This is a genomic window from Chloroflexus aurantiacus J-10-fl (genome assembly GCF_000018865.1).
Classification (GTDB): domain Bacteria; phylum Chloroflexota; class Chloroflexia; order Chloroflexales; family Chloroflexaceae; genus Chloroflexus; species Chloroflexus aurantiacus.
The window spans coordinates 1,321,532-1,341,884 of record NC_010175.1; the positions used below are offsets into that span (position 1 = coordinate 1,321,532).

18 protein-coding genes are annotated in these 20,353 nt (G+C 56.7%); 9 read left to right on the plus strand and 9 right to left on the minus strand.

All coding sequences use genetic code 11. The features are described 5' to 3' along the window. The first annotated feature begins 51 nt into the window (after positions 1 to 51). Positions 52 to 1,788, plus strand: coding sequence for a 2-oxoacid:acceptor oxidoreductase subunit alpha (locus CAUR_RS05000; RefSeq protein WP_012256840.1), 1,737 nt, complete (start codon positions 52 to 54; stop codon positions 1,786 to 1,788). Positions 1,789 to 1,815: 27 nt separating this feature from the next. Continuing rightward, positions 1,816 to 2,664, plus strand: a complete 849-nt coding sequence (locus tag CAUR_RS05005; RefSeq protein WP_012256841.1) for a 2-oxoacid:ferredoxin oxidoreductase subunit beta — start codon at positions 1,816 to 1,818, stop codon at positions 2,662 to 2,664. Between the two features lie 636 nt (positions 2,665 to 3,300). On the opposite strand, the gene CAUR_RS05010 is transcribed toward CAUR_RS05005, so the two are convergent. Further along, positions 3,301 to 4,767, minus strand: a complete 1,467-nt coding sequence (locus CAUR_RS05010; RefSeq protein WP_012660573.1) for an aldehyde dehydrogenase family protein — start codon at positions 4,765 to 4,767, stop codon at positions 3,301 to 3,303. A 133-nt stretch (positions 4,768 to 4,900) separates the two neighbouring features. On the opposite strand from CAUR_RS05010, the gene CAUR_RS05015 reads away from it, so the two are divergent. Beyond that, positions 4,901 to 5,095, plus strand: coding sequence for a hypothetical protein (locus tag CAUR_RS05015; RefSeq protein ID WP_012660574.1), 195 nt, complete (start codon positions 4,901 to 4,903; stop codon positions 5,093 to 5,095). Here the strand turns inward: CAUR_RS05015 and CAUR_RS05020 are convergent. From CAUR_RS05020 to CAUR_RS05040, 5 genes are all read right to left on the minus strand, one after another. Next, entirely contained in the window at positions 5,092 to 5,547 is a 456-nt protein-coding gene (locus tag CAUR_RS05020; RefSeq protein ID WP_012256843.1) for a SufE family protein, read from the minus strand. The two genes, CAUR_RS05015 and CAUR_RS05020, sit on opposite strands and share 4 nt — an antisense overlap. Before the next feature lie 57 nt (positions 5,548 to 5,604). After that, a complete protein-coding gene (locus tag CAUR_RS05025; protein WP_012256844.1) occupies positions 5,605 to 5,928 on the minus strand; it encodes a hypothetical protein in 324 nt (107 codons plus the stop codon). A gap of 30 nt (positions 5,929 to 5,958) precedes the next feature. Then, positions 5,959 to 6,699, minus strand: a complete 741-nt coding sequence (locus tag CAUR_RS05030) for a hypothetical protein (protein ID WP_012256845.1) — start codon at positions 6,697 to 6,699, stop codon at positions 5,959 to 5,961. Beyond that, positions 6,696 to 8,813 carry a C25 family cysteine peptidase gene (locus CAUR_RS05035; protein ID WP_012256846.1) on the minus strand — a complete coding sequence of 706 codons (2,118 nt, stop codon included), beginning with the start codon at positions 8,811 to 8,813 and terminating at the stop codon, positions 6,696 to 6,698. The genes CAUR_RS05030 and CAUR_RS05035 overlap by 4 nt, the downstream gene beginning before the upstream one ends. Positions 8,814 to 8,947: 134 nt before the next feature. After that, positions 8,948 to 9,772, minus strand: coding sequence for a response regulator transcription factor (locus tag CAUR_RS05040; protein ID WP_012256847.1), 825 nt, complete (start codon positions 9,770 to 9,772; stop codon positions 8,948 to 8,950). Between the two features lie 189 nt (positions 9,773 to 9,961). Between CAUR_RS05040 and CAUR_RS05045 the strand changes: the two genes are divergently transcribed. Next, complete coding sequence (locus CAUR_RS05045; RefSeq protein ID WP_012256848.1) at positions 9,962 to 11,374, plus strand: sensor histidine kinase; 1,413 nt, start codon at positions 9,962 to 9,964, stop codon at positions 11,372 to 11,374. 26 nt (positions 11,375 to 11,400) lie between these two features. On the opposite strand, the gene CAUR_RS05050 is transcribed toward CAUR_RS05045, so the two are convergent. Next, the gene (locus tag CAUR_RS05050; protein ID WP_012256849.1) at positions 11,401 to 11,778 is read right to left on the minus strand and encodes a response regulator; all 378 of its coding nucleotides are present in this window, start codon (positions 11,776 to 11,778) and stop codon (positions 11,401 to 11,403) included. Between the two features lie 726 nt (positions 11,779 to 12,504). Between CAUR_RS05050 and CAUR_RS05055 the strand changes: the two genes are divergently transcribed. Together CAUR_RS05055 and CAUR_RS05060 are read left to right on the plus strand one after the other, a co-directional pair. Beyond that, positions 12,505 to 12,855: a hypothetical protein gene (locus tag CAUR_RS05055; protein ID WP_012256850.1), complete on the plus strand. Its 351-nt coding sequence runs from the start codon at positions 12,505 to 12,507 to the stop codon at positions 12,853 to 12,855. A gap of 31 nt (positions 12,856 to 12,886) precedes the next feature. Further along, on the plus strand, positions 12,887 to 14,650 hold the full coding sequence (locus CAUR_RS05060) for a dynamin family protein (RefSeq protein ID WP_012256851.1): 1,764 nt from the start codon (positions 12,887 to 12,889) through the stop codon (positions 14,648 to 14,650). A gap of 46 nt (positions 14,651 to 14,696) precedes the next feature. Here the strand turns inward: CAUR_RS05060 and CAUR_RS21720 are convergent, their stop codons facing one another. Further along, positions 14,697 to 14,819, minus strand: coding sequence for a hypothetical protein (locus CAUR_RS21720; protein WP_012660577.1), 123 nt, complete (start codon positions 14,817 to 14,819; stop codon positions 14,697 to 14,699). A 109-nt stretch (positions 14,820 to 14,928) separates the two neighbouring features. Here CAUR_RS21720 and CAUR_RS05065 point away from each other — a divergent pair, with 109 nt between their 5' ends. Continuing rightward, positions 14,929 to 16,206: a glycosyltransferase family 4 protein gene (locus CAUR_RS05065; RefSeq protein WP_012256852.1), complete on the plus strand. Its 1,278-nt coding sequence runs from the start codon at positions 14,929 to 14,931 to the stop codon at positions 16,204 to 16,206. Positions 16,207 to 16,224: 18 nt separating this feature from the next. On the opposite strand, the gene CAUR_RS05070 is transcribed toward CAUR_RS05065, so the two are convergent. Beyond that, the gene (locus CAUR_RS05070) at positions 16,225 to 16,740 is read right to left on the minus strand and encodes a CvpA family protein (protein ID WP_012256853.1); all 516 of its coding nucleotides are present in this window, start codon (positions 16,738 to 16,740) and stop codon (positions 16,225 to 16,227) included. Positions 16,741 to 17,046: 306 nt separating this feature from the next. Between CAUR_RS05070 and CAUR_RS05075 the strand changes: the two genes are divergently transcribed. After that, positions 17,047 to 19,125 (plus strand): PrkA family serine protein kinase, encoded by a 2,079-nt coding sequence (locus CAUR_RS05075; RefSeq protein ID WP_012256854.1) that lies wholly within the window; start codon positions 17,047 to 17,049, stop codon positions 19,123 to 19,125. A gap of 105 nt (positions 19,126 to 19,230) precedes the next feature. Beyond that, the gene (locus CAUR_RS05080) at positions 19,231 to 20,334 is read left to right on the plus strand and encodes a DUF444 family protein (protein WP_242605071.1); all 1,104 of its coding nucleotides are present in this window, start codon (positions 19,231 to 19,233) and stop codon (positions 20,332 to 20,334) included. Positions 20,335 to 20,353 lie beyond the last annotated feature (19 nt).

The window sequence follows — 20,353 nt, forward strand, 5'->3', positions numbered from 1 at the left end:
GCTTGATGCGCCAGTGCAGGTGCATAGCAACGAAGCTACGGCGAGGTCGCCATGATACGGAAAGAAGATGTCGTCATCCGTGTAGCTGGCGAGAGCGGCGATGGTAGCACGGCCACCGGTGAAATGCTGGCTCAGGCTGCTGCCCGTTCTGGTCTGCATGTCTTTACCTTCCGCACCACTCCGGCAGAAATTAAGGGTGGCCCGGTCATGTTTCAGGTGCGTGCTTCAAACGCGCCAGTCCGCTCGATGGGTGATGCTGTTGATGTGTTGTTCGCGTTTAACCGCGAAGCCTGGGATCTGCACCACGCCGATTTAGCCGCCAACGCTGTATTGCTGTACGACCCGGAAGAATTCCCATTACCAGATGAATTTACCGGGATCGCCTACCCGGTTCCGATTGGCAAAATTGCGCAAGAAGTTGGGAACCGACGGGGCAAAAATGTCGCTGCTCTTGGGGTTGTGGCTGCGCTGTTTGGTCTGGGCTTAAACAAGCTTGAAGATATTGTACGGGTCAAACTGGGCAAGAAAGCCGATCTGCTGGAGAGCAACCTGGCTGCGTTGCACGCCGGTATTAATTATGCTCACCAGCTAGAGAAGCGAGACCCGTTCTGGATGGAGTCGACCGGCGAGCACGACCGCTATGTGATGACCGGGAATCAGGCCATCATCGCCGGAGCACTGCACGCCGGCGCCGAATTTTTTGCCGGCTATCCAATCACCCCCGCCTCCGACATCATGGAAGGGATGGCAGTGATGCTGCCAAAAATCGGTGGCGGGTATTTGCAGGCTGAGGATGAGATTGCCGCGATTATGGCCTGTATCGGGGCATCGTATGGTGGGAAACGGGCAATGACCGCGACCTCCGGACCGGGCCTGTCGCTGATGAGTGAGGCGATTGGCTATGCCAGCATGGCCGAGATTCCGGTGGTGGTGGTTGATGCGCAACGCGGCGGGCCAAGCACCGGCTTGCCGACCAAGATGGAGCAGTCGGATCTGAATATTGCGCTCTATGGTGGACACGGCGATAGTCCACGAATTGTACTGGCCCCGGCCAGCGTTGCCGAATGCTTCCACCTTACCGTTTGGGCCTTTAATCTGGCCGAAGAGTATCAGACACCGGTGATTGTGTTGAGCGATTATTCGCTCTCGTTCCGTACTGAGACTATCGAGCCGTTCGATTTGAGTAAATATCCACGAGTAGATCGCTTGCGACCAAACGGATCGCTGGCTCCCAAACAGTATCGTCGTTATGAAATCACGGCGAACCTGATCTCACCTATGGTTGCCCCCGGTGTTGCTCATGCCCAATACACTGCAACCGGTCTCGAACACAATGAGTTCGGTAATCCAGACTACACCCCAACCAATCACGCTATGATGACCGAAAAACGGTGGGGGAAACTGGCACCGTTGCAGCATTCACGGGCGTATGTGCGCCGTTTTGGTGCCGAACGAGCTAAAGTGGGCATTATTTGCTGGGGCACAACCGCTGGTCCGTGCCGTGGCGCGGTCTACCTGGCCGGACAGGAAGATTTGCCGGTCGCTATGTTGCAGGTGCAGATGCTGTCGCCGCTGCCGGTTGATGCAATCAACGAATTTCTTGAGCAGGTCGAGATTGTGCTGGTACCGGAAGTGAATTTCCAGGGTCAGTTTGCCAAATTACTTCAGGCTGAACTGGGGATCAAGGTACATTCAATGACGAAGTACACCGGGATGCCGTTCTCGCGCCTTGAGATTCTACGCCAGATTCATGCGTTGCACGGGCTGGCCGAGCCAGTGTTGGTTTAAGTGTATCAACGAAGGTCAGGTAGGAATATGACTGCTGTACCAGTTACCACATCGCCAGTTGTCTACAAGCCATCCGATTATCGCAGCGACCTGAAACCGATCTGGTGTCCGGGATGTGGCGATTTCGGAGTACTGGCTGCCATTCAGCAGGCCCTGGCCGCAGCTCAGATTAACCCCAAAGATCTGGCTGTCGTCTCCGGTATCGGTTGTAGTTCGCGGTTGCCGGGCTTCTTGCAGACCTACGGGTTGCATACAGTACACGGACGTGCCTTGCCGGCAGCGATTGGGTTAAAGATCGCCCGTCCAGACCTGACGGTTATGGCCGTTGGGGGTGATGGTGACTTCTTCAGCATTGGCCTGGGCCATCTGCCTCATGCGGCCCGGCGCGATCTGGATATGACCGTTATCGTGATGGATAATGCCATTTACGGCTTAACCAAAGGGCAAACCTCACCAACCTCACCGCGTGGTCACGTAACGAAGAGCACTCCTTACGGTCAGTCGGCACAACCGCTGCATCCCCTGGCAATTGTCCTGTCCAGCGGCGCTTCGTTTGTGGCCCGTGGTTTCTCAAGTCAGCCAAAACAGTTAGCTGAACTGATCAAAGCTGGTCTGGAACATCGTGGATTTGCCTTTATCCACGTGTTGAGTCCGTGTGTGACGTTCTACGATACCTACAAGCTGTACAAGGAGCTGGTGTACAATTTGCCCGACAGCCACGACCCCTCCGATCTCGATGCGGCAATGCGTTACGCCATTGAGAGTGAACGGTTGCCACTCGGTATTTTCTTCCGGCGGCCACCCCTTGAGCCACTCCCCCGACCGACCCCGAAGCCGTTTGATACACAGGAGTATTTAAACCGTTTTCGGGTATAGCGATGCGATGACAATCAGACACTCACCGGTGACAGGAAAGCTCCTGTCACCGGTTTTTTTACGGGCTGTAGAGCGGTATCAATGCTCTGCAAGAGGCAGGGTAGATGAGCAGTATCATTCGACGATGAAGCATGGGTTTGGGATCATACACTGCCATGTTGAAGTGACAACATAACCAAGATTGCTACCCTTGTCATCATAGAGGCACGGAGGACATAGAGGATGGGTATAAGCCGAGTTGCTACCGTAAGGCGTGACGTAGTGCGTCCATGGGAACTACTGCTCCCCAAACCGTTCATGCGGTTACGCCAAACGGTGTTGTGTGCAACGTCGTGCTGTTCATCCTGGCAGTCAACCTCCGTGGTCTGCTCACAGCATAGATGGCAACTTGAGTTATATTAACAGAGATGTCGTGACGAGAACATACATTTTACCCGCGACCAGCTCGGCACACTTCTGGCATCGTGCGCATGATGGGTGCGGAAGCTGTACTTCCGCACGCCAAATTGCACGACATGTGCATCACGGAGCGTAGACGTGATTGCTCCGTAGCTACACAACAACGCTCATCTGTCTGTGCTACAGCAAGGCATCGCGATAGCACAGCTTTATGAGACACATTCCAGACAACCGGTCTTATTTCCCCTTGCCGTAAGGGTACCACCAGGGCTTGCGCACCATCGTGAAGTCCCAGTGGACGTGCTTCGTCTCAAGGAACTCTTCCAGCCCCTCTTCACCGAGTTCACGGGCACCACCGCTAAATTTCATGCCGCCAAACGGCCCGGCATCGTTATCGGTCAGTGGATCATTGACCCAGCAGGTGCCGGCCTTGACCTCTTCGTAGTACTGCTTGACCTTGCGGGGATCGTTAGTGTAGAGGTTGGCGCCTAACCCGTAATCGCAATCGTTGACCAGCTCGATGGCTTCGTCGAAGGTGCGGTAGGTCATAATCGGAATCGTTGGCCCAAATGTCTCTTCCCGCATAATGCGGAAGCTGTGATCGACATTGGTCAGGACGGTTGGTTCGTAGAAGAAGCCGCGACTGAACTGTGGCGGACGCCGGCCACCGGTCAGAATCGTTGCGCCGCGCGCTCGTGCCTCTTCAACGTGGTCTTCGACCTTTGCCCGGTATTTTTCACCGATCAGTGGGCCAATATCGGTATCGGGGTCCATACCAGGCCCCAGGCGTAGTGAACGGACAAATTCCACCAGACGCTCGGTGAAGGGGCGAGCAATCGACTCGTGGACGTAAACTCGTTCGGTGCTGGTGCAGACCTGACCGGCATTCAACAGCGCTGCCCAGGCCACCCCCGGTACGGCCACATCGAGATCGGCGTCTTCGGCAACGATAAACGCATCTTTTCCGCCCAACTCAAGATGGGTCTTCTTCACCCGCTCCGCCGCAAGCCGGGCAATCTCGCGCCCGGTGGCAAAGCTGCCGGTAAAGGCGATCATCTGTGTGCGCGGACTGACCACTAGTTCACGGCCAACATCACCAAAACCTGTAATAATGTTGAGCACGCCGGGAGGTAGATGGTCACAGCATAATTCGGCGAAGCGCAATGTGGCCAGAGGGGTCATTTCACTCGGCTTAAGTACCACTGTGTTCCCGGCGGCCAGTGCCGGTGCCACTTTCCACGACATCAACAGCAACGGATAGTTCCACGGCACAATTGCCGCTACCACACCGTATGGTTCTTTCAACACCATCGCCAGTTGGCTTGGTTCGACCGACGGGATCACGCGGCCCCGTGTATTCCGTTGCAACTCGGCGTAATAGTCAAAACAGGCCGCACACCAGCCAATTTCATCCCGATTCTCGACCAGCGGCTTACCACCTTCGAGCGTCAAGAGGGTTGCCAACTCTTCCGCGTGCGTGCGCATCTTGTGCGCAACCTCGTGCAGCATGTGAGCCTTGTCGTGGGCCGTATAGCGACGCCATTCACGAAACGCCTTTTCAGCCGCAATCATTGCCTGCTCGGCATCTGCCGCCGTCGCCCGGGGAACGTAGTCGATCACCTCTTCGGTGGCAGGGTTGTGCACGGGAAAGACCTCACCCTGCGCGGCAGCCTGCCACTGACCGTTAATGAGCATTGCTGGCATGAAACCTCCTTGTTCCGCTAATTGACAGCTTTTGCAAAGGAAATATCACCGTTTAGTGACTTGACGACACGGGTTATCGTCCATATAGTATGGATGAGATTGTGAGCAATTACACAAATGGTGGAGGTATCAAATGATCATTCGGCTCTTCCCCGACGCGCAACCAACATCTTCCTGCACCAGACGCCGTCGCCGTTGCCGGTTAGCCCCCACCTCGCGCCATGTCTACCGACGTGCGCTGATCTACCGGTTGGGAATTGCCGATAGCCGCCGACCAGCGGTCGTTTTTAACACTATTGCTCAGGCTTTGCTGAGCACGCGCGTTTAATGTGCCTCTACCGTCGGTTGTTCAAGCAGGCGCAATGCCTGCCGTTTCATATACGCGAGCAACGCGCCGATCCCATTGAGCCGCTGTGGACTCAACACCTGATGTAACCCCATTTGCTGAATACATTCACTTGAAACAGCCAGCACCTCTGCCGGTGTTAATCCCTCTAGCCCGGTGCGTAAGATAGCGGCAAATCCGCGAATGGTTGGCGCTTCTGGTGGCACGTCAATATGATAGACGACCCGTTCGCCATCGAGCCGGGCAATCACAAAGACGGGTGACATACACTCGTGTACCTGATCCATCCCTCGATGATCGGCCAGATCCGGCGGTAACGGTGGTAGCTGATCTGAGAACTCCAACAACAATTCCAGCTTCTCTTCACGACTGGCATTGCGAAAGTCAGCGATTATTTCCGCCAGTCGTGGTGGAATAAACCCTTTCTCGTCCATACAATCCTCGTCACAACAGACCGGACTTGTCGGTCTGAGATAGCATTCGCTGTTGCTTTACCTGCGCTGCAACAGACCAATCAATGCCCCTAACACCCGCGCCCGATATTCGGTAGCCGTGGCAACGTTGGCCTGATGGATCTCAAACAGGCCGCTGTCAACCTCCAACACCCCACCCGGCCCCTCGCGCATCGGTACGGTCGCATGGCAGTCGCCGTCGAGCCGAATGACGGTTTTTGCCGCCGGACGGGCATTCTCTGTGGTAGTGGTCGGCCCGACCACGACGTATGATGTCGTCACCTCCATGACCGCTGCATCGGCCACATAGGCTGCCACTTTAGCTGCCGCACTGCGGATCGAGTTTTCCAGTTCGCTAGCCATGCCGTATCTCCTCATATTCGTGCGGGTGTTTCATGTAGATGATACCATTGATTGACGGACTTCGGCCAATACCTCTTGCACAAATTGCCAGACTGCCGGTAATGCCAGCAGCGCACCGGCTGGCGATGTGAACATTGTGGCGGCAATCGCTGCTCCCCGACCTACCAGTCCGACCATTCGCAAGAGTGCAGCCCGCGAGCGAAGTGCCAGCGCCAGCGTTTGGCGATGGATCGCCGCCTGCGCCAGATCGATGTCGGCAATCAACAATGAGCGGGCATCACCGTGCCAGTTGATTCGGGTACGGCCGATCAGGCGCGCACCCTGAATCGTTTCGACTGTGGCATAGGAGCCAAGAGCTTCACACGCCTGGGCACTCAGCGCAGCAAGCTGGTCTTGAGCCGCCTGCCAGCGCTCTTGTATCTCGTCGCGCAGACCAAAACTGGCACCGCTGGCCGGATCCACCGTTGCCAGCAAGCGCAGCAACGTTTGCTCAGGCTGCGGCATCAGGGTGCTGAAACTGACGGCACCACTCGCAACCTGGAGCAGTCGGCGTTCTACCGTCGCCAAAGCCTGCTCGTCGGCACGAAGACGAGTCGCCGCTTCGTGCAACGCTGCCTGCGCTGCTCCCAGTTCTTCCGGTAAGCGTGCCTGCCAGACGACATCAGGCTGATCCCCGGCGGTGAAGGCGCTACCGGTCACGACCGGTTGCCAGGGGCCGGGTGGGGCAATTGCCGCCGGCAAAGGCTCGATCACTGAAAAGACCGCGTTCATTTGCCCTGCAACGCACTCAACAGGCCGGCAGCAGCGGCGGCGATAGCCCGCACCATCTCGGCCCGGTTCGCCTGCGCCTGCTGCACCATACTGACGTGGATGGCCCACAGCCGCTCGTCCACCCCGTCGTCACCGACCGGCACCAGCACCTGGGTATCGCCATCGAGGCTCATCCGGGTCACAGCCCGCAAACTGGCCCCGGCAAAATTGCCCTGGCGATAGTTGATGGTTTCCGGTGCTTCGGCCACATAGGTCTCGACTTCGAGATGGGCAGCATCGGTAATCACTTGCTGAAGCGTCATCGCCAGCCGCTCACCGAACTCCTGCAGGGTAGCCGAGAGTTTTTGCATCGCTTCCGCCGGCTTGTTACCAAACAGGCCAAAGCTGGCGCCGGCATCGGGCAGGGCAACCGGGATTACCGGCGTTTCGGGCGGGAGGCTGCCGGCCGGTACCGGCACCGCCGGCTGGACGATTGATGGTGGCGGCGCTGCACCCGACGGCACGGGGGCAGGCGATGGCGCCGGGGGTGGTGGTGACGGCGCTGCACCCGACGGCATGGGGGCAGGCGATGGCGCTTCACCCGACGGCATGGGGGCAGGCGATGGCGCCGGGGGTGATGGTGAAGATGTCATTATCATGCGCGGTGTCATATCTCTCGCTTCAGGCGCGCGTTGGCGGCACATGCGCGCCGCCGGATCACCGAGAATGATATAGCTGCGGGCATCATTATGTTCAGTCCAGCGGGTCGAAAGCTCTATCGGATCGGGTGGCACCCCCCAACGCGCATTCTCAATATCTTCGGTCAACACCGTTGCCAGCTCAGCATAACGTTCGTTAAAGAACTCCAGCGCATACCCGACCGGTGTCCCGGCAAAGAGCAACCGGCGCAGCGTACTGCTGAAGGTCTCGATCTGGCGTCCACCACGCACATCGCTAAACGAGAATGTCCAGGCCCGTTCAACATGACCAATGTAGGCCAGCGCCCCCCCTCGCGGTAAACCGAGCACCCGTTGGGGTAAGGCGGCAACAAATGGACGTTCGGCAATGGCAGTACGACTACCACTGAGATGGGGAAAATCATCTTCGCGGGGGCAACCGGCACCGAAGCAGGCAAACTGGAAGATGAAGGCGCCGTGCAGCGAAGTACTACCGGCAATGTCGTCGGCAGACAGGTAGAACTGGGGTGGAATGGCCCGACTCTGCCAGGCCCGGGGGCCAGGCCAGTCGGCACAGAGGATCGCCCCTTGATGCGCCATCTGGCGCGAGTCGATAGGATCAAACTCCACGCCATGACTGGCAGTAAAGAGCAAGGCCGGTGGTTCGTGATGGAGAAGCTGACTCAGTCGATCTTTGGTGGCCTCAGCACCGGTAATGGTTGTGACAGACCACTCGCCGCGCTGCGGATGACCGGCCAGATCCGCTGCCAGCGGTTGCACTAACCCCTGAAGGCTACGGGCAGTTGCCATATCATCGGGATGTTGCACCCCGGCAAAGACAATCTTTCGCGCCAGCGCAACCCCGTCACGTTCCGCTGCAACGACACTACGGGCATAGGCCGCGTATTCGTCGAGGGTCGCAAAATGAATGCGCCCCACTGCATACTGCACATCAAGCTGATATTGAAACCGGAAGGGAATCTCTTCGGGCGAACCGACCAGCAGCAGGTAATAGGGAAACCGATCAGGGTCAACCGGGCCACTGGTTGCCGCACCCTGACGGCGCAGGAAAGCGACCTTACTTTCACCGGGGCGATACCCCTGCGCACCGATACATTCACGATAGCGTGATCCGGCCTGGGCCTGGCGCCAGGTAAGCAACTCACTCAGCGCCTCACGGATCGGGGCCGCATCTATCGTCGCTGGGAAGATCACAGCCCAACCGGCCTGCGCCAGATCGGTTGGATCGACACCTTCCTTCACCCGAAACGCGCCGCTCGTATCGGCCAGATGCCGTTCACGGAGGGCAGCGCGTTGTTCGGGATCGGGGTCAACACGGTCGGGTGATGGTTGTTCACCGAGGATCAGGCGGGCCAGTTCATCAGCAGAGAGAGGTTCATGCGCATACTCGCCGCGACTCGCGTTCACGCCGTTGAAGTAGAGCCATTCTGCGGCCATAATGGTTATCCTGGAGGTGATCTGCCTGACATTTACACCGACCGCCTGGTGAGGTTCAGCCCGTGCGCGCCAGATCACCTGCTATACTGCTTGCCATCCTCATACCAGCCTCTCGACAGGCCCGCACGATCTGCCTAAATCTGCAAGATGTACCCTTTACCGCGGACATTGAGCAGATAGCGGGGAGCGCTCGGTTCTGGCTCGATCTTCTGGCGCAGATGGTGAATATGAGGTTTAATCAGCTCACCGGCTTCGAGATCGGTCGTTTCATAGCCCTGGGCACACCGTACCAGTTGCGTATACGACAGCATCTGACCGGCGTGTTCGGCCAGACACAAAAGCAAGCGGAACTCGGTTGGGGTCAGGTTCAGCGAACGACCATTCAGGGTTGCGGTTTGGTGCCACGTATCCAGGGTGAGCGGCCCAATGGTAAGAATCCGGCCTGCCGGTTCGGCTGAGGCAGCAGGGGTAGGTGGAACGGATGTCTGGGATGGGGTGAAGGTCGGATTGGTCGCTACCTTGCCGCCGGTAAGCTCTTGCACGGCAGCACCGATGGTATCGAGTAGATCGCTCTGACGACGGCGAGCAGCGCGCTCTTCAAGACCGGCCGCAACGCGGGCCAGAATATGATTTGGGTCGCTGGTCTTCAATAAATAATCAAAAATCCCAAACCGGATGCCTTCAATAGCCGAATCAAGTGACCCATGACCGGTCAAAACAATGATGATTGCATCGTGGCCGGCTTCACGCACCTTTGCCACAACTTCCATCCCTTTCATGCCGGGCATTTGCAAATCAACCAGCATGAGATCAAAGGGTTCACGCTCAAACAACGCGACTGCCTCTTCGCCGGTAGCAGCGGTCGTTACTGCATACCCGGCCCGGCTCAGCAAAGCGTTGAGGGTCAGCCGAATGTTTTGCTCATCATCGACTACCAACACTCGAGGCTGGTTGGTCATATGTACTTGCACTCCATTTCAATTGCAATTATATTTGGGATTATATCGTTATTGGCATATCATAGCATGAGCTGATCGTGTGGTCAACGGTGTACACATCGCACATCATACTACCCGACTATCACACAGCCAATGTTTGCGAAGACGTCTGCCATGTCTGGCTTACTACCTGCGAGAGGAGACGCGCACATGATAGAGCGGGAAGATACGGTTGCATACGTTGCCAGGTTGGAGCGGGAATTGCAGGCTGCTCAGGATCGAATTGTAGCACTTGAACGTGAAGCTACGCTCCATGCTCAGTACGCGCGTCATCTTGATCAACGGCTGACAGCACTCTTGTCAATCTCGGCGGCTCTGCTTATCAGTCGCGATGTTGAAACCATTGTCAAACTGGTGGTGCAACATGCGACAAGTCTCTTCCCCGGAACTGCGGCTGCGTATCTCTACCTACTCGACGGCAGCAGTGAGAGTACTATTCAACTGAAAGCATCAATTCCAGATCACACCCCTTCTGCCCTGATAACGACACTGGCCGAAATGGCGATTAGGGCACCACGGGCAATGTTATTGAATGGGCCAGAATTAGAACGGCTTATCGATCAGCAACCGGCCTCAGACGGTTCCATCAATGGCGATTGTGCAACGCCACAAAGTATTTTACTGGCACCACTGCGGATCGAAAACCAGCGCATGGGAGCGCTGATTGTGTGCAGCGATCAGTTCTATCATTCATTTTTGCCACGCGATCTGCCATTTGCACAGGCGCTGGCCGATCTGACAATGATTGCGATTGACGAGATTCAGCAACGCCAGCGCGCTGCGGCACTACAACGCGACCTGGTACATACGCAATTGCTCCGGGCCGAGGCTGAAGCCCGTCTGAATGCGGCGCAGGCTCAATTGCTCCAAAGTGCCAAGCTGGCCGCCGTCGGTGAACTGGCTGCTTCGGTGGCACACGAGATCAATAATCCGCTTTATGCCGCCCGCAACAGTCTCTATCTGGTAGAGCAAGACCTGCCACCTGACGCACCGCAACGTACCTTTCTCACCATTGCCCAACAAGAGTTAGGTCGGATTGCCCGCATCATCACCCGCATGCGTGACTTTTACCGTCCTTCGCGCGGTGAATTGAGCAGCACTAACGTTAATGCCCTTCTGCGCGAGACCCTCGAACTGGTGACCACGCATCTTCGGCACAATCACGTGGCTGTCCACGCGCATCTGGCAAACGATCTACCTGCCATCACCGCTCACGCCGATCAGTTGCGGCAGGTCTTTCTCAACGTCATTCTCAATGCCTGTGATGCCATGCCGAATGGTGGCGAATTGACAGTCAAAAGCAGTCTGATCGCTGCACGACCGGAGGCGCCGGCAGCCCTGGCGATTGCGATCAGTGATACTGGTGTCGGGATTGCTCCAGAACACCTCCCCCACCTGTTCGAGCCGTTCTATACTACGAAACCGCATGGCACTGGACTGGGACTGGCAATCAGTGCCCATATTGTGACTCAACACGGCGGTCGAATTCTGGTCGATAGTCAGCCAGGGTCGGGAACCACGTTCACTATTTTACTGCCACTTGAAGTACCAAAGGTAGAGTGAGGAAGAATGGAAACACACCCAATGACTCACACGGTTTGATGTAACACCTGGGCAACCAGTGGTACCAGTTCACGCAATTCAATCGGCTTTGCCGCGTAGAGTTCAACACCCAACGCCTGCATACGGGCACGCAGACCGGGTGTATCGTAGGCCGTTAGAGCCAGGATTGGCAGATACGGTCGATAGGTGCGTACAGCCCGAATTAAAGCCGCCGCAGCACTGTACGGGCTGGGATCGACAATGAGCAGATCAACATTGCCGTGTGCACAGGTCAGCCAGGCTTCATTTGCATTTGTGGCAACCTGTACGACAACCTCATCGCCAAGCAATGTCTGTAAACCACGCTGTGTGACCAGCGCTGCGGTGGGGTCTTCATCGTAGATAAGAATGCGATATGCCGCCATGGTACCTGCTTCCAGATACGGATAGAGTTCGGTGGTAGCAGAAGGTTATGCTTTGCTATTCATCCTACGTGGTTGTGATGGTTCCGGCGAGACTTGAGACAACAACGTGTAGTGGTGAAGCGATAACAAACACACCACGGCTTTGTAGAGCACTACAACAGGGCGAGGGATGAGCAAATAGCACAATGGCTCTATACGGGCATTACTGTCAGACTCGATGAACGTCATGAGCACGCACTGCATCCCCGTGACCAGCAGAGTCAACAGCGTGCCATGCGCCGGATCGTGAGCATGGCAGCCGCACGCCAAACGCCGCGACACACGCATGACGAGCGGGCAAGGCAACCAACCCGGCGCGTGATGGCACCGACGATGTTCAGCAGCCCTCCTTGCTTCCATACCGGCAGCCTGGGAGCAAGATATACTGTCGTTGGTGATTGACAAGTGTTCACGCGCCTGTGCGGCCGTCTGGGATCACAACAGCACGGCTTTTATGAAAGAAGTTCTAACGCGCAACAGGTATCATCGTTTTTACCTCTCCCCCTTTGTACTCGAACCGGGATCGGGGAGAGGATAGGGACACGTACAGCGCAGGTATACTCTCGCCAGCAATGACCCGCACAGGATGACGATGGCGATTTGCCCGTCAAATAGAGCCGGCAGCGGACATAAACCGACATCCTCACATATATGCTATCATACCCTATATCGCGAAAGGAGATGCTCATGCCTGCGTTTCGCATTGACTGGCGCTGGATTGCGCTCTTCGCTATTATTATCATTCTGGCAAACACCCGCAGTCTGCCCTGGCCGATCACAGCCCTGGCGCTGGCATTTCCAGCCGGTTGGCTGCTGTATCAGGCTGCACAGACCTTTGGCATCTCATTGCCCGGCTTGCGCCAATCAAACACCAGGGTCACATACTGGCGTGGCCGTCGGATCGAGACTACCGGCCCTTCGCGCCGTAGGCCACTGTGGGATCGACACAACCTCGCTTCCGGTTTACTGTACGGCATCGCTGGACTGGCGTTAGCATTAGCCGCATTGGCCGTGGTTGCCCGCAATCTGGGTGTATAATCGGCCCGCTGAATAGTGTGCGAGGACTGCTGTGATCACATTACCGTTCGGCCTGTTTCGGCGACGACGCTTAACTACCGACCAACAGGACAGGCTGCTCAACGAACTCGATGCCCTGCTGCAACAGATCGATACCGCCCTTGATCAGTTTGGCGCCGATGTTGAAGCAAGCGACCGCAATGCCCTTGCCGGCAGCCGAACCAGTTTACGTGAGCTGTTTTTGATCGTGGTAGCCGGCGAATTTAACTCCGGCAAATCAACCTTTCTCAATGCCCTGCTCGGTGCCCAGGTGCTGCCTGAAGGGGTGACACCAACGACAGACGCTATCACACTGCTGAAATACGGGTCGGAGCCATTCGATGAGCTGGTCGAACCCGGTCTCCGCATTCATCACTATCCCGCCGAGATGCTGCGTCAGCTTACGGTGGTGGATACACCCGGCACCAATGCGGTCATCCGGCACCACGAACGTCTCACCCGCGACTTTATTCCACGGGCCGATCTGGTGATTTTCCTCACCTCGGCAGATCGCCCCTTTACCGAAAGCGAGCGCGCCTTTCTCGAATTGATTAAGGACTGGGGCAAAAAGATTGTCGTGGTGATCAACAAGATTGACATCTTGACGCAAGCCGAGCAAGAACAAGTTGCCCAGTTTGTTCGCGACCACGTCAATCGCGTGTTAGAACACTCGCCAGAGCTGTTCCTGGTTTCGGCCCGGCGTGCCCTGCAAGCCCGCCAGCAAACCGACGACTCGGTCGAGCAGTGGCAGGCCAGCGGGATGGCGGCCTTTGAGCACTTTGTGGTTGACACGCTTGACGAAGAGACCCGCCTGCGGCTCAAACTCCTCTCACCACTGGGTGTAGCCCGCCGGATCACCGGTAAATATCTCGCGGCCACCGAAGCGCGACTGGCTACGCTCAGCGACGACATTCAGGCGATTGACCAGATCGAGCGGCAGCTTGCCTTCTTCGGGGATGAGTTGAAACAGGACGCGGAATACCATCTGAACGAGATTGATCAGGTCTTGACGACCTTGCAAGCGCGTGGGGAACAATTCTGCGACGAGACCATTCGCCTGAGTCGGATTCGCGAATTGATCGACGGCAATCGCCTGCGTGCCGCCTTCGAGCAAGAGGTGATTGGTGATACGTACCAGCAGATTGACCAACGCATCCAGAAGCTGATCGACTGGCTGGTTGAAAAGAACCTGCGCCTGCAACAGAGCGTTGATGAGTTCATTCAACGGCGGGCACTAGCCCATCGCGATCACATGCTGGGTGAAGTGGGAGGAAGCTTCGCCTACAACCGCCAGGCCCTTCTGGAAAATATCAGTCAGGCTGCCCAGAACGCCATTGCCGGCTACAACCGCCAGACCGAAGCCCAACAACTGGCAGGTGAAGTCCAGTCATCGGTTGCGGCGACTGCCATCACCGGGCTGGGTGCGGTAGGTCTGGGCGCGACACTGGTTGCGGTGTTTCACACCGTGTTACTCGATTTTACCGGTATTCTGGCCGCTTTGACGGTGGCCGGCCTGGGACTGGCAATTCTTCCGGCCAAACGGCGACAGGCAAAAGAGAGCCTGCGCAAGAAGATCGACGAGGTACGCGCCCAACTGCGCACCGAACTACGTCAGCAGATCGAGCGGGAGAGCGAGCACACGCTCCGCCAGATTCGCGAGCGGAATGCACCGTTTGTCCGCTTTGTCCGTGCCCAGCAAGAGCATCTGGTCGGCTTGCAACGCACTTTTTCCGATTTGACCGTCGCTATCGAAAAGTTCAGCAAGCAGGTTGAATAGCAATGGTCAAGCGATAGCCAAGTCTTGTATCAAATCAAGTTACCATCTATGCTGTGCGCAGGCCACGGCGGCTGACTACCAGAATGCACAGCACGACGTTGCGCTCAATACCTTGCGGTGCAAGCGCATGAACGATGTGGGTAGCAGCCAGTTCCCATGGACGCGCCACTTTACGCCTCACGGTAGCAACGCGGGTTATCCACTTCCTCTGTGCTCGCCGTGTCTCGGTGGTGGCGAAGGGAGAAGACTGGGTTCTATAATAAACAAGATGTGATCGTATGCGCATTCTCATCCCTTCCGATGTCTTTCCACCCGATGGGCGCGGTGGTGCGGCCTGGAGCAGCTTTACGCTGGCCAGTGGGCTGCACCGTCGCGGGCATACGGTACAGGTGCTGGTGCCGTGCCGACAACCATGTCGTTCACCTGTGCTCTCACATCTGGACAGCATCCCGATCCAACGGGTACCCTACTACGCACCGGCAATACCCTTTGTGCAAAACTACTTTCGTCATGAACGGTTCTGGCCGCGGCTGGCCCAGGCAATGATCGCGACCGCCAACAGGCAAGGCGGGGTCGATCTGATCCATGCCCAACACACCCAGGCCGCTGCGGCTGCCATCCTTGCCCGCGAGAGGCTCAAGGTGCCGGTCGTGGTTACGGTGCGCGATCACTGGCCGTGGGACTACTTCGCGACCGGTCTCCACGGTAATCGGATTCCCCATCCCGGCGGTTCGTGGGCCGCGTTGGTGACCGATCTGCCCGCCCGCCTGGGTGCACTGCGCGGTGTCCTTGCGCTGCCCGCGATCCCGTATTTGTACGAACATCTCCGGCGCCGGGCCAGACTGCTGGCGAGTGCAGATGCAGTGATCGCACCGAGCCGGTACATTGCCTGTCGCCTCGCGAACCTGGTTGCGCCGGAACGGATTCATGTCATCCCCAACATGGTTGACATCGCTGCCAGTGACGCCATCGTAGCGACACCGCCGCGTACCACGTGGGAGGGAGACCTGATCCTCTTCGCCGGCAAATTAGAGGTCAATAAAGGGGCCGGGCTACTGCTCGATCTGATTACAGCCCTGGCTGAACATCAGCACACATTACCACCATTCACCCTCCTGATAGCCGGTGATGGTGCATTGCGCCCGGCTATTGCCACGGCGCTGACCCGCCATCGCCTACCCGGTCGCGTGCTCGATTGGGTTGACCACGATGAACTCTTGCGTTTGACCGCGCGCTGTGCCCTATTCCTGTTTCCTTCAAACTGGGGCGAACCGCTCTCACGAGCCTTGATCGAAGCTGCTGCGCTCGGCGCACCGATCATTGCGATGCCGACCGGTGGTACACCCGATATTATCGACCACGGCCAGACCGGCATTCTGTCTCCCACGGTACCGGCAATGGTCGACTGGATCGTGCGCTTACTCAACGACCCGGCTACACGTCAGCACTTGGGGGCAAGTGCACGGCGTGTAGCCAGGAGTCGCTTCGCTGCCGATTGCCTGTTACCGCGTTACGAAGCGCTCTACATGATGTTATGCCAGTCAAAGCAACCATAAACGAAGCCGGCCAACTGGTTACGGCAACACCCCAAACTCATTAAAGGTTCGTACCGCCGTTGCAAACAGATCCGGCAACAACATCGTGAGCGGTTCACCGATTCGCAGCATCCAACCGGCCAGCAACGAACTACGCACAAACCCACTCCAGGGTTCGACCGGAAACACCACCAGGACAATCAAGACTGCCGTTACCGCCAACAATCCCTGCACCAGACCCAGGAGCGCCCCCAGCAAGTGATCAAGCCAACCCAGAAAAACCAGACCCGCCAGCGCGTGCAACAACGACGCGATCAGGCTGGTCGTCGCACTGACCAGTAACAACACCGCAATAAAGCCCAACACCTGCGCCAGATTCGGATCGGTAATCAGCGAACCCAGCCACACCGCCACCTCGCTGCCGTACTGCCCGGCCAGCATAAAGCCCACGACCAGACCGACGACCGCCAACACCTGGCGAATAATCCCCCAATACAGGCCAAGGATGGTAAACAAACCAAGAATAACGAACAACACAAGATCTACTTCAGTCATACCCTTTCCTTCCTGAACAAATGATCAACACGACATAAAGTCCTTGACGAGCAAGAAACACCTTGCTATAATACCTTCACTTGAAAGATTCCTCGTATTGCTTCCCTGAGCACGCAAAGCTGTCCCATACGGCGTGCGCGCTCACTGGCACACGGTAACACCACCGTTTACTGGCCAGTCCGTACCCTGCACGTTGGCATCCCGGCTTTGGTTATGCATCACCAACATCGTGATGCCCGCTGCAACGCATCAAACACTCCGTCGGATCGTCGGCGGGGTCATCCCTCAGCAGGAGGTTGTATGAACATGACTCTATCCGGTTTTGAGCTGATGAAGATGATCGGTGAACAGCAAGATCGTCGCCGCTTCCAACAGCTCAACTGGCGCGGAACCTTTAGCGAGTATCTCGACATCGTCGTTCGCAATCCGCGAGTTGCTCGTAATGCCTTTCAACGGGTCTACGACATGATTATGTCGTATGGCACCGAAGAATTTATTGATGCCAAAAAACGACTGATCCGCTACAAGTTCTTCTCTGATGAGTCGTTTGATGGCGATGATGCGATCTTCGGCCTTGAAATCCCTCTGATGCGACTGGTCAACTTCTTTAAAGGTGCTGCCCGCGGTTATGGGACTGAGAAGCGGGTATTGCTGCTCCACGGGCCGGTTGGCTCCTCGAAATCAACGATTGTTCGCCGCCTCAAGCGCGGTCTCGAACACTACTCGCGAACCGAAGAAGGGGCACTCTACACCTACGACTGGTACCCCGGCGTGATCGAGAATCATGATACCTTCGATTGGCGTCAGGTGCCTGAAGCGGAATGGGAAAAGTGCCCGATGCACGAGGAGCCACTGCATCTCATTCCCCGCGAGTTGCGGACGACGTTTATCGAGCGTCTCAACGAGACTCTCGAACCCGACCATCAGATTCGCATCGAAGGCGATCTCTGCCCGGTCTGTCGCTTCCACTTCCGCGAGCTGATGCAGCGGTACGACGGTGACTGGCTGAAGGTGATGAACCACGTGCGCGTGCGCCGCCTGGTCTTCAGCGAGCAGGATCGGATTGGCATCGGTACCTTCCAGCCGAAAGACGAGAAGAACCAGGATAGCACGGAACTGACCGGCGATATTAACTATCGCAAGATTGCGATCTACGGCTCCGACTCCGATCCACGCGCCTTCAACTTCGACGGCGAATTCAACATTGCCAACCGCGGCATTATTGAGTTCGTCGAAATGCTCAAGCTCGATGTGGCCTTCCTCTACGACCTGCTCGGTGCGTCGCAAGAGCATCGGATCAAGTCGAAGAAATTTGCCCAAACCGACATCGACGAGGTGATTATCGGGCATACCAACGAGCCTGAGTATCGGCGGCTGGAGAACAACGAATTCATGGAGGCGCTCAAAGACCGTACCGTTCGCATCGATATTCCCTACGTCACCCGTCTCCGCGACGAGGTACGTATCTACGAGCGCGATTTCAACAAGAAGAAGGTGCGAGTCCATATTGCGCCCCATACCCTCGAAATGGCGGCGATGTGGGCCGTATTGACCCGGCTCGAAGAACCGAAGAAGCCGAATCTCACCCTCTTGCAGAAGCTCAAGCTCTACAACGGCAAGACGCTGCCCGGCTTCACCGAAGACAACATCAAGGAGCTGCGCAAAGAGGCGGTGCGCGAGGGCATGGAAGGCATCTCGCCGCGCTACATTCAGGATAAGATCTCGAATGCTCTGGTGAGTAATCAGGAAGAGGGCTATATCAACCCCTTTATGGTGCTCAACGAGCTAGAGAGTGGCCTCAAGAATCACGCGCTGATTACCGATGAAGAGCAGCGCAAGCGCTACCGCGACCTGCTGGCAATTGTTCGTGAGGAGTATACGGAGATCGTGAAGAACGAAGTGCAGCGAGCCATCTCAGCCGACGAAGAGGCGATTAAGCGCCTGTGCGCCAACTACATCGATAACATCAAGGCTTACACCCAGCGCGAGAAGGTGCGTAACCGCTACACCGGCCAGTACGAAGAACCTGATGAGCGCCTGATGCGCAGCATCGAGGAGAAGATCGATATTCCTGAGTCGCGCAAAGATGACTTCCGGCGCGAGATTATGAACTATATCGGTGCGCTGGCTATCGAAGGGAAGACCTTCGATTACCGCACCAACGAGCGTCTGCACAAGGCGCTTGAGCTGAAGCTGTTTGAAGACCAGAAAGACAGCATCAAGCTCACCTCACTCGTCTCGCGCGTGATCGACCGCGACACGCAAGAGAAGATCGACGTGGTGAAAGCCCGCCTGATCCGCGACTTCGGGTACAACGAGCAATCGGCCACCGATGTGCTCAATTATGTGGCCTCAATCTTTGCCCGTGGGGATACCCGCCGTTAGGCGTCGGTGATACCACGTTCGCTATGCAACCAATAACCGGCACGGAAGAGGGCGGTCAAGCGCCCTCTTCCGATACCAGGATGGGGGGCTACAATGTCGATGTCAATGAAACGCGCAGAACGCGATCTCAGTCGCTTCCGTGAGATTGTGCGTGGTCGGATTAAAAAAGACCTGCGCAAATATATGTCTCAGGGTGAGTTGATCGGTCGGCAGGGGAAACGCTTTGTCAGTATCCCTATGCCGCAGATTGATATTCCGCAGTTCCGCTACGGGGCCAAGCAGGCCGGTGGCGTTGGTCAGGGTGAAGGAAATGTCGGTGATCCAATCGCCCAGGGTGATGGTCAGCCCGGTGCAGGCCAGGCCGGTGCCGAACCCGGCCAGCATATCCTGGAGGTTGATGTCTCGATTGAAGAGCTGGCTCAGATTCTGGGTGAAGAGTTACAACTGCCCAATATTCAGCCCAAAGGCAAGAAGAACCTGATCAGCGAGAAGGATAAGTACAGCGGTATCCGCCGTACCGGGCCTAATTCGCTGCGCCACTTCAAGCGCACCTATCGCGAGGCACTCCGTCGCCAGATCGCCTCTGGCGAGTACGATATTCACAATCCGGTGGTGGTGCCTATTCCCGACGATATGCGTTACCGCTCGTGGAAAGAGACCCTGATGCCCGAAAGTAACGCCGTCATTATTTATATGATGGACGTTTCAGGGTCGATGGGTACCGAACAAAAAGAGCTGGTACGCATGACCGCCTTCTGGATCGAGACCTGGCTGCGTTCACAGTATAAATCCATCGAAATTCGCTATATCGTCCACGATGCAGCCGCCAAAGAGGTTGATCAGCAGACCTTCTACCACATTCGTGAAGGTGGCGGGACCAAAATCTCGTCGGCCTACAAGCTCTGTAATCGCCTGATCGACGAGCGTTATCCGGCGACTGAGTGGAACATCTACCCGTTCCACTTCTCTGATGGCGACAACTGGGGCGGTGGTGATACCCGCGAATGTGTTGAACTGCTCAAGCGCGAGCTACTGCCGAAAGTTAATCTCTTCTGCTACGGCCAGGTGCGTTCGTTGTACGGATCAGGGCGCTTCGCCCACGATCTGGAAGAGTACCTCCGTGGTGATGATCGAGTAGTGATTGCCGAAATTGCCGACCGTGACGATATCTATGATGCAATTCGCGCCTTCCTCGGCAAAGGGCGCTGATTGCGTTACCCCTATGGTG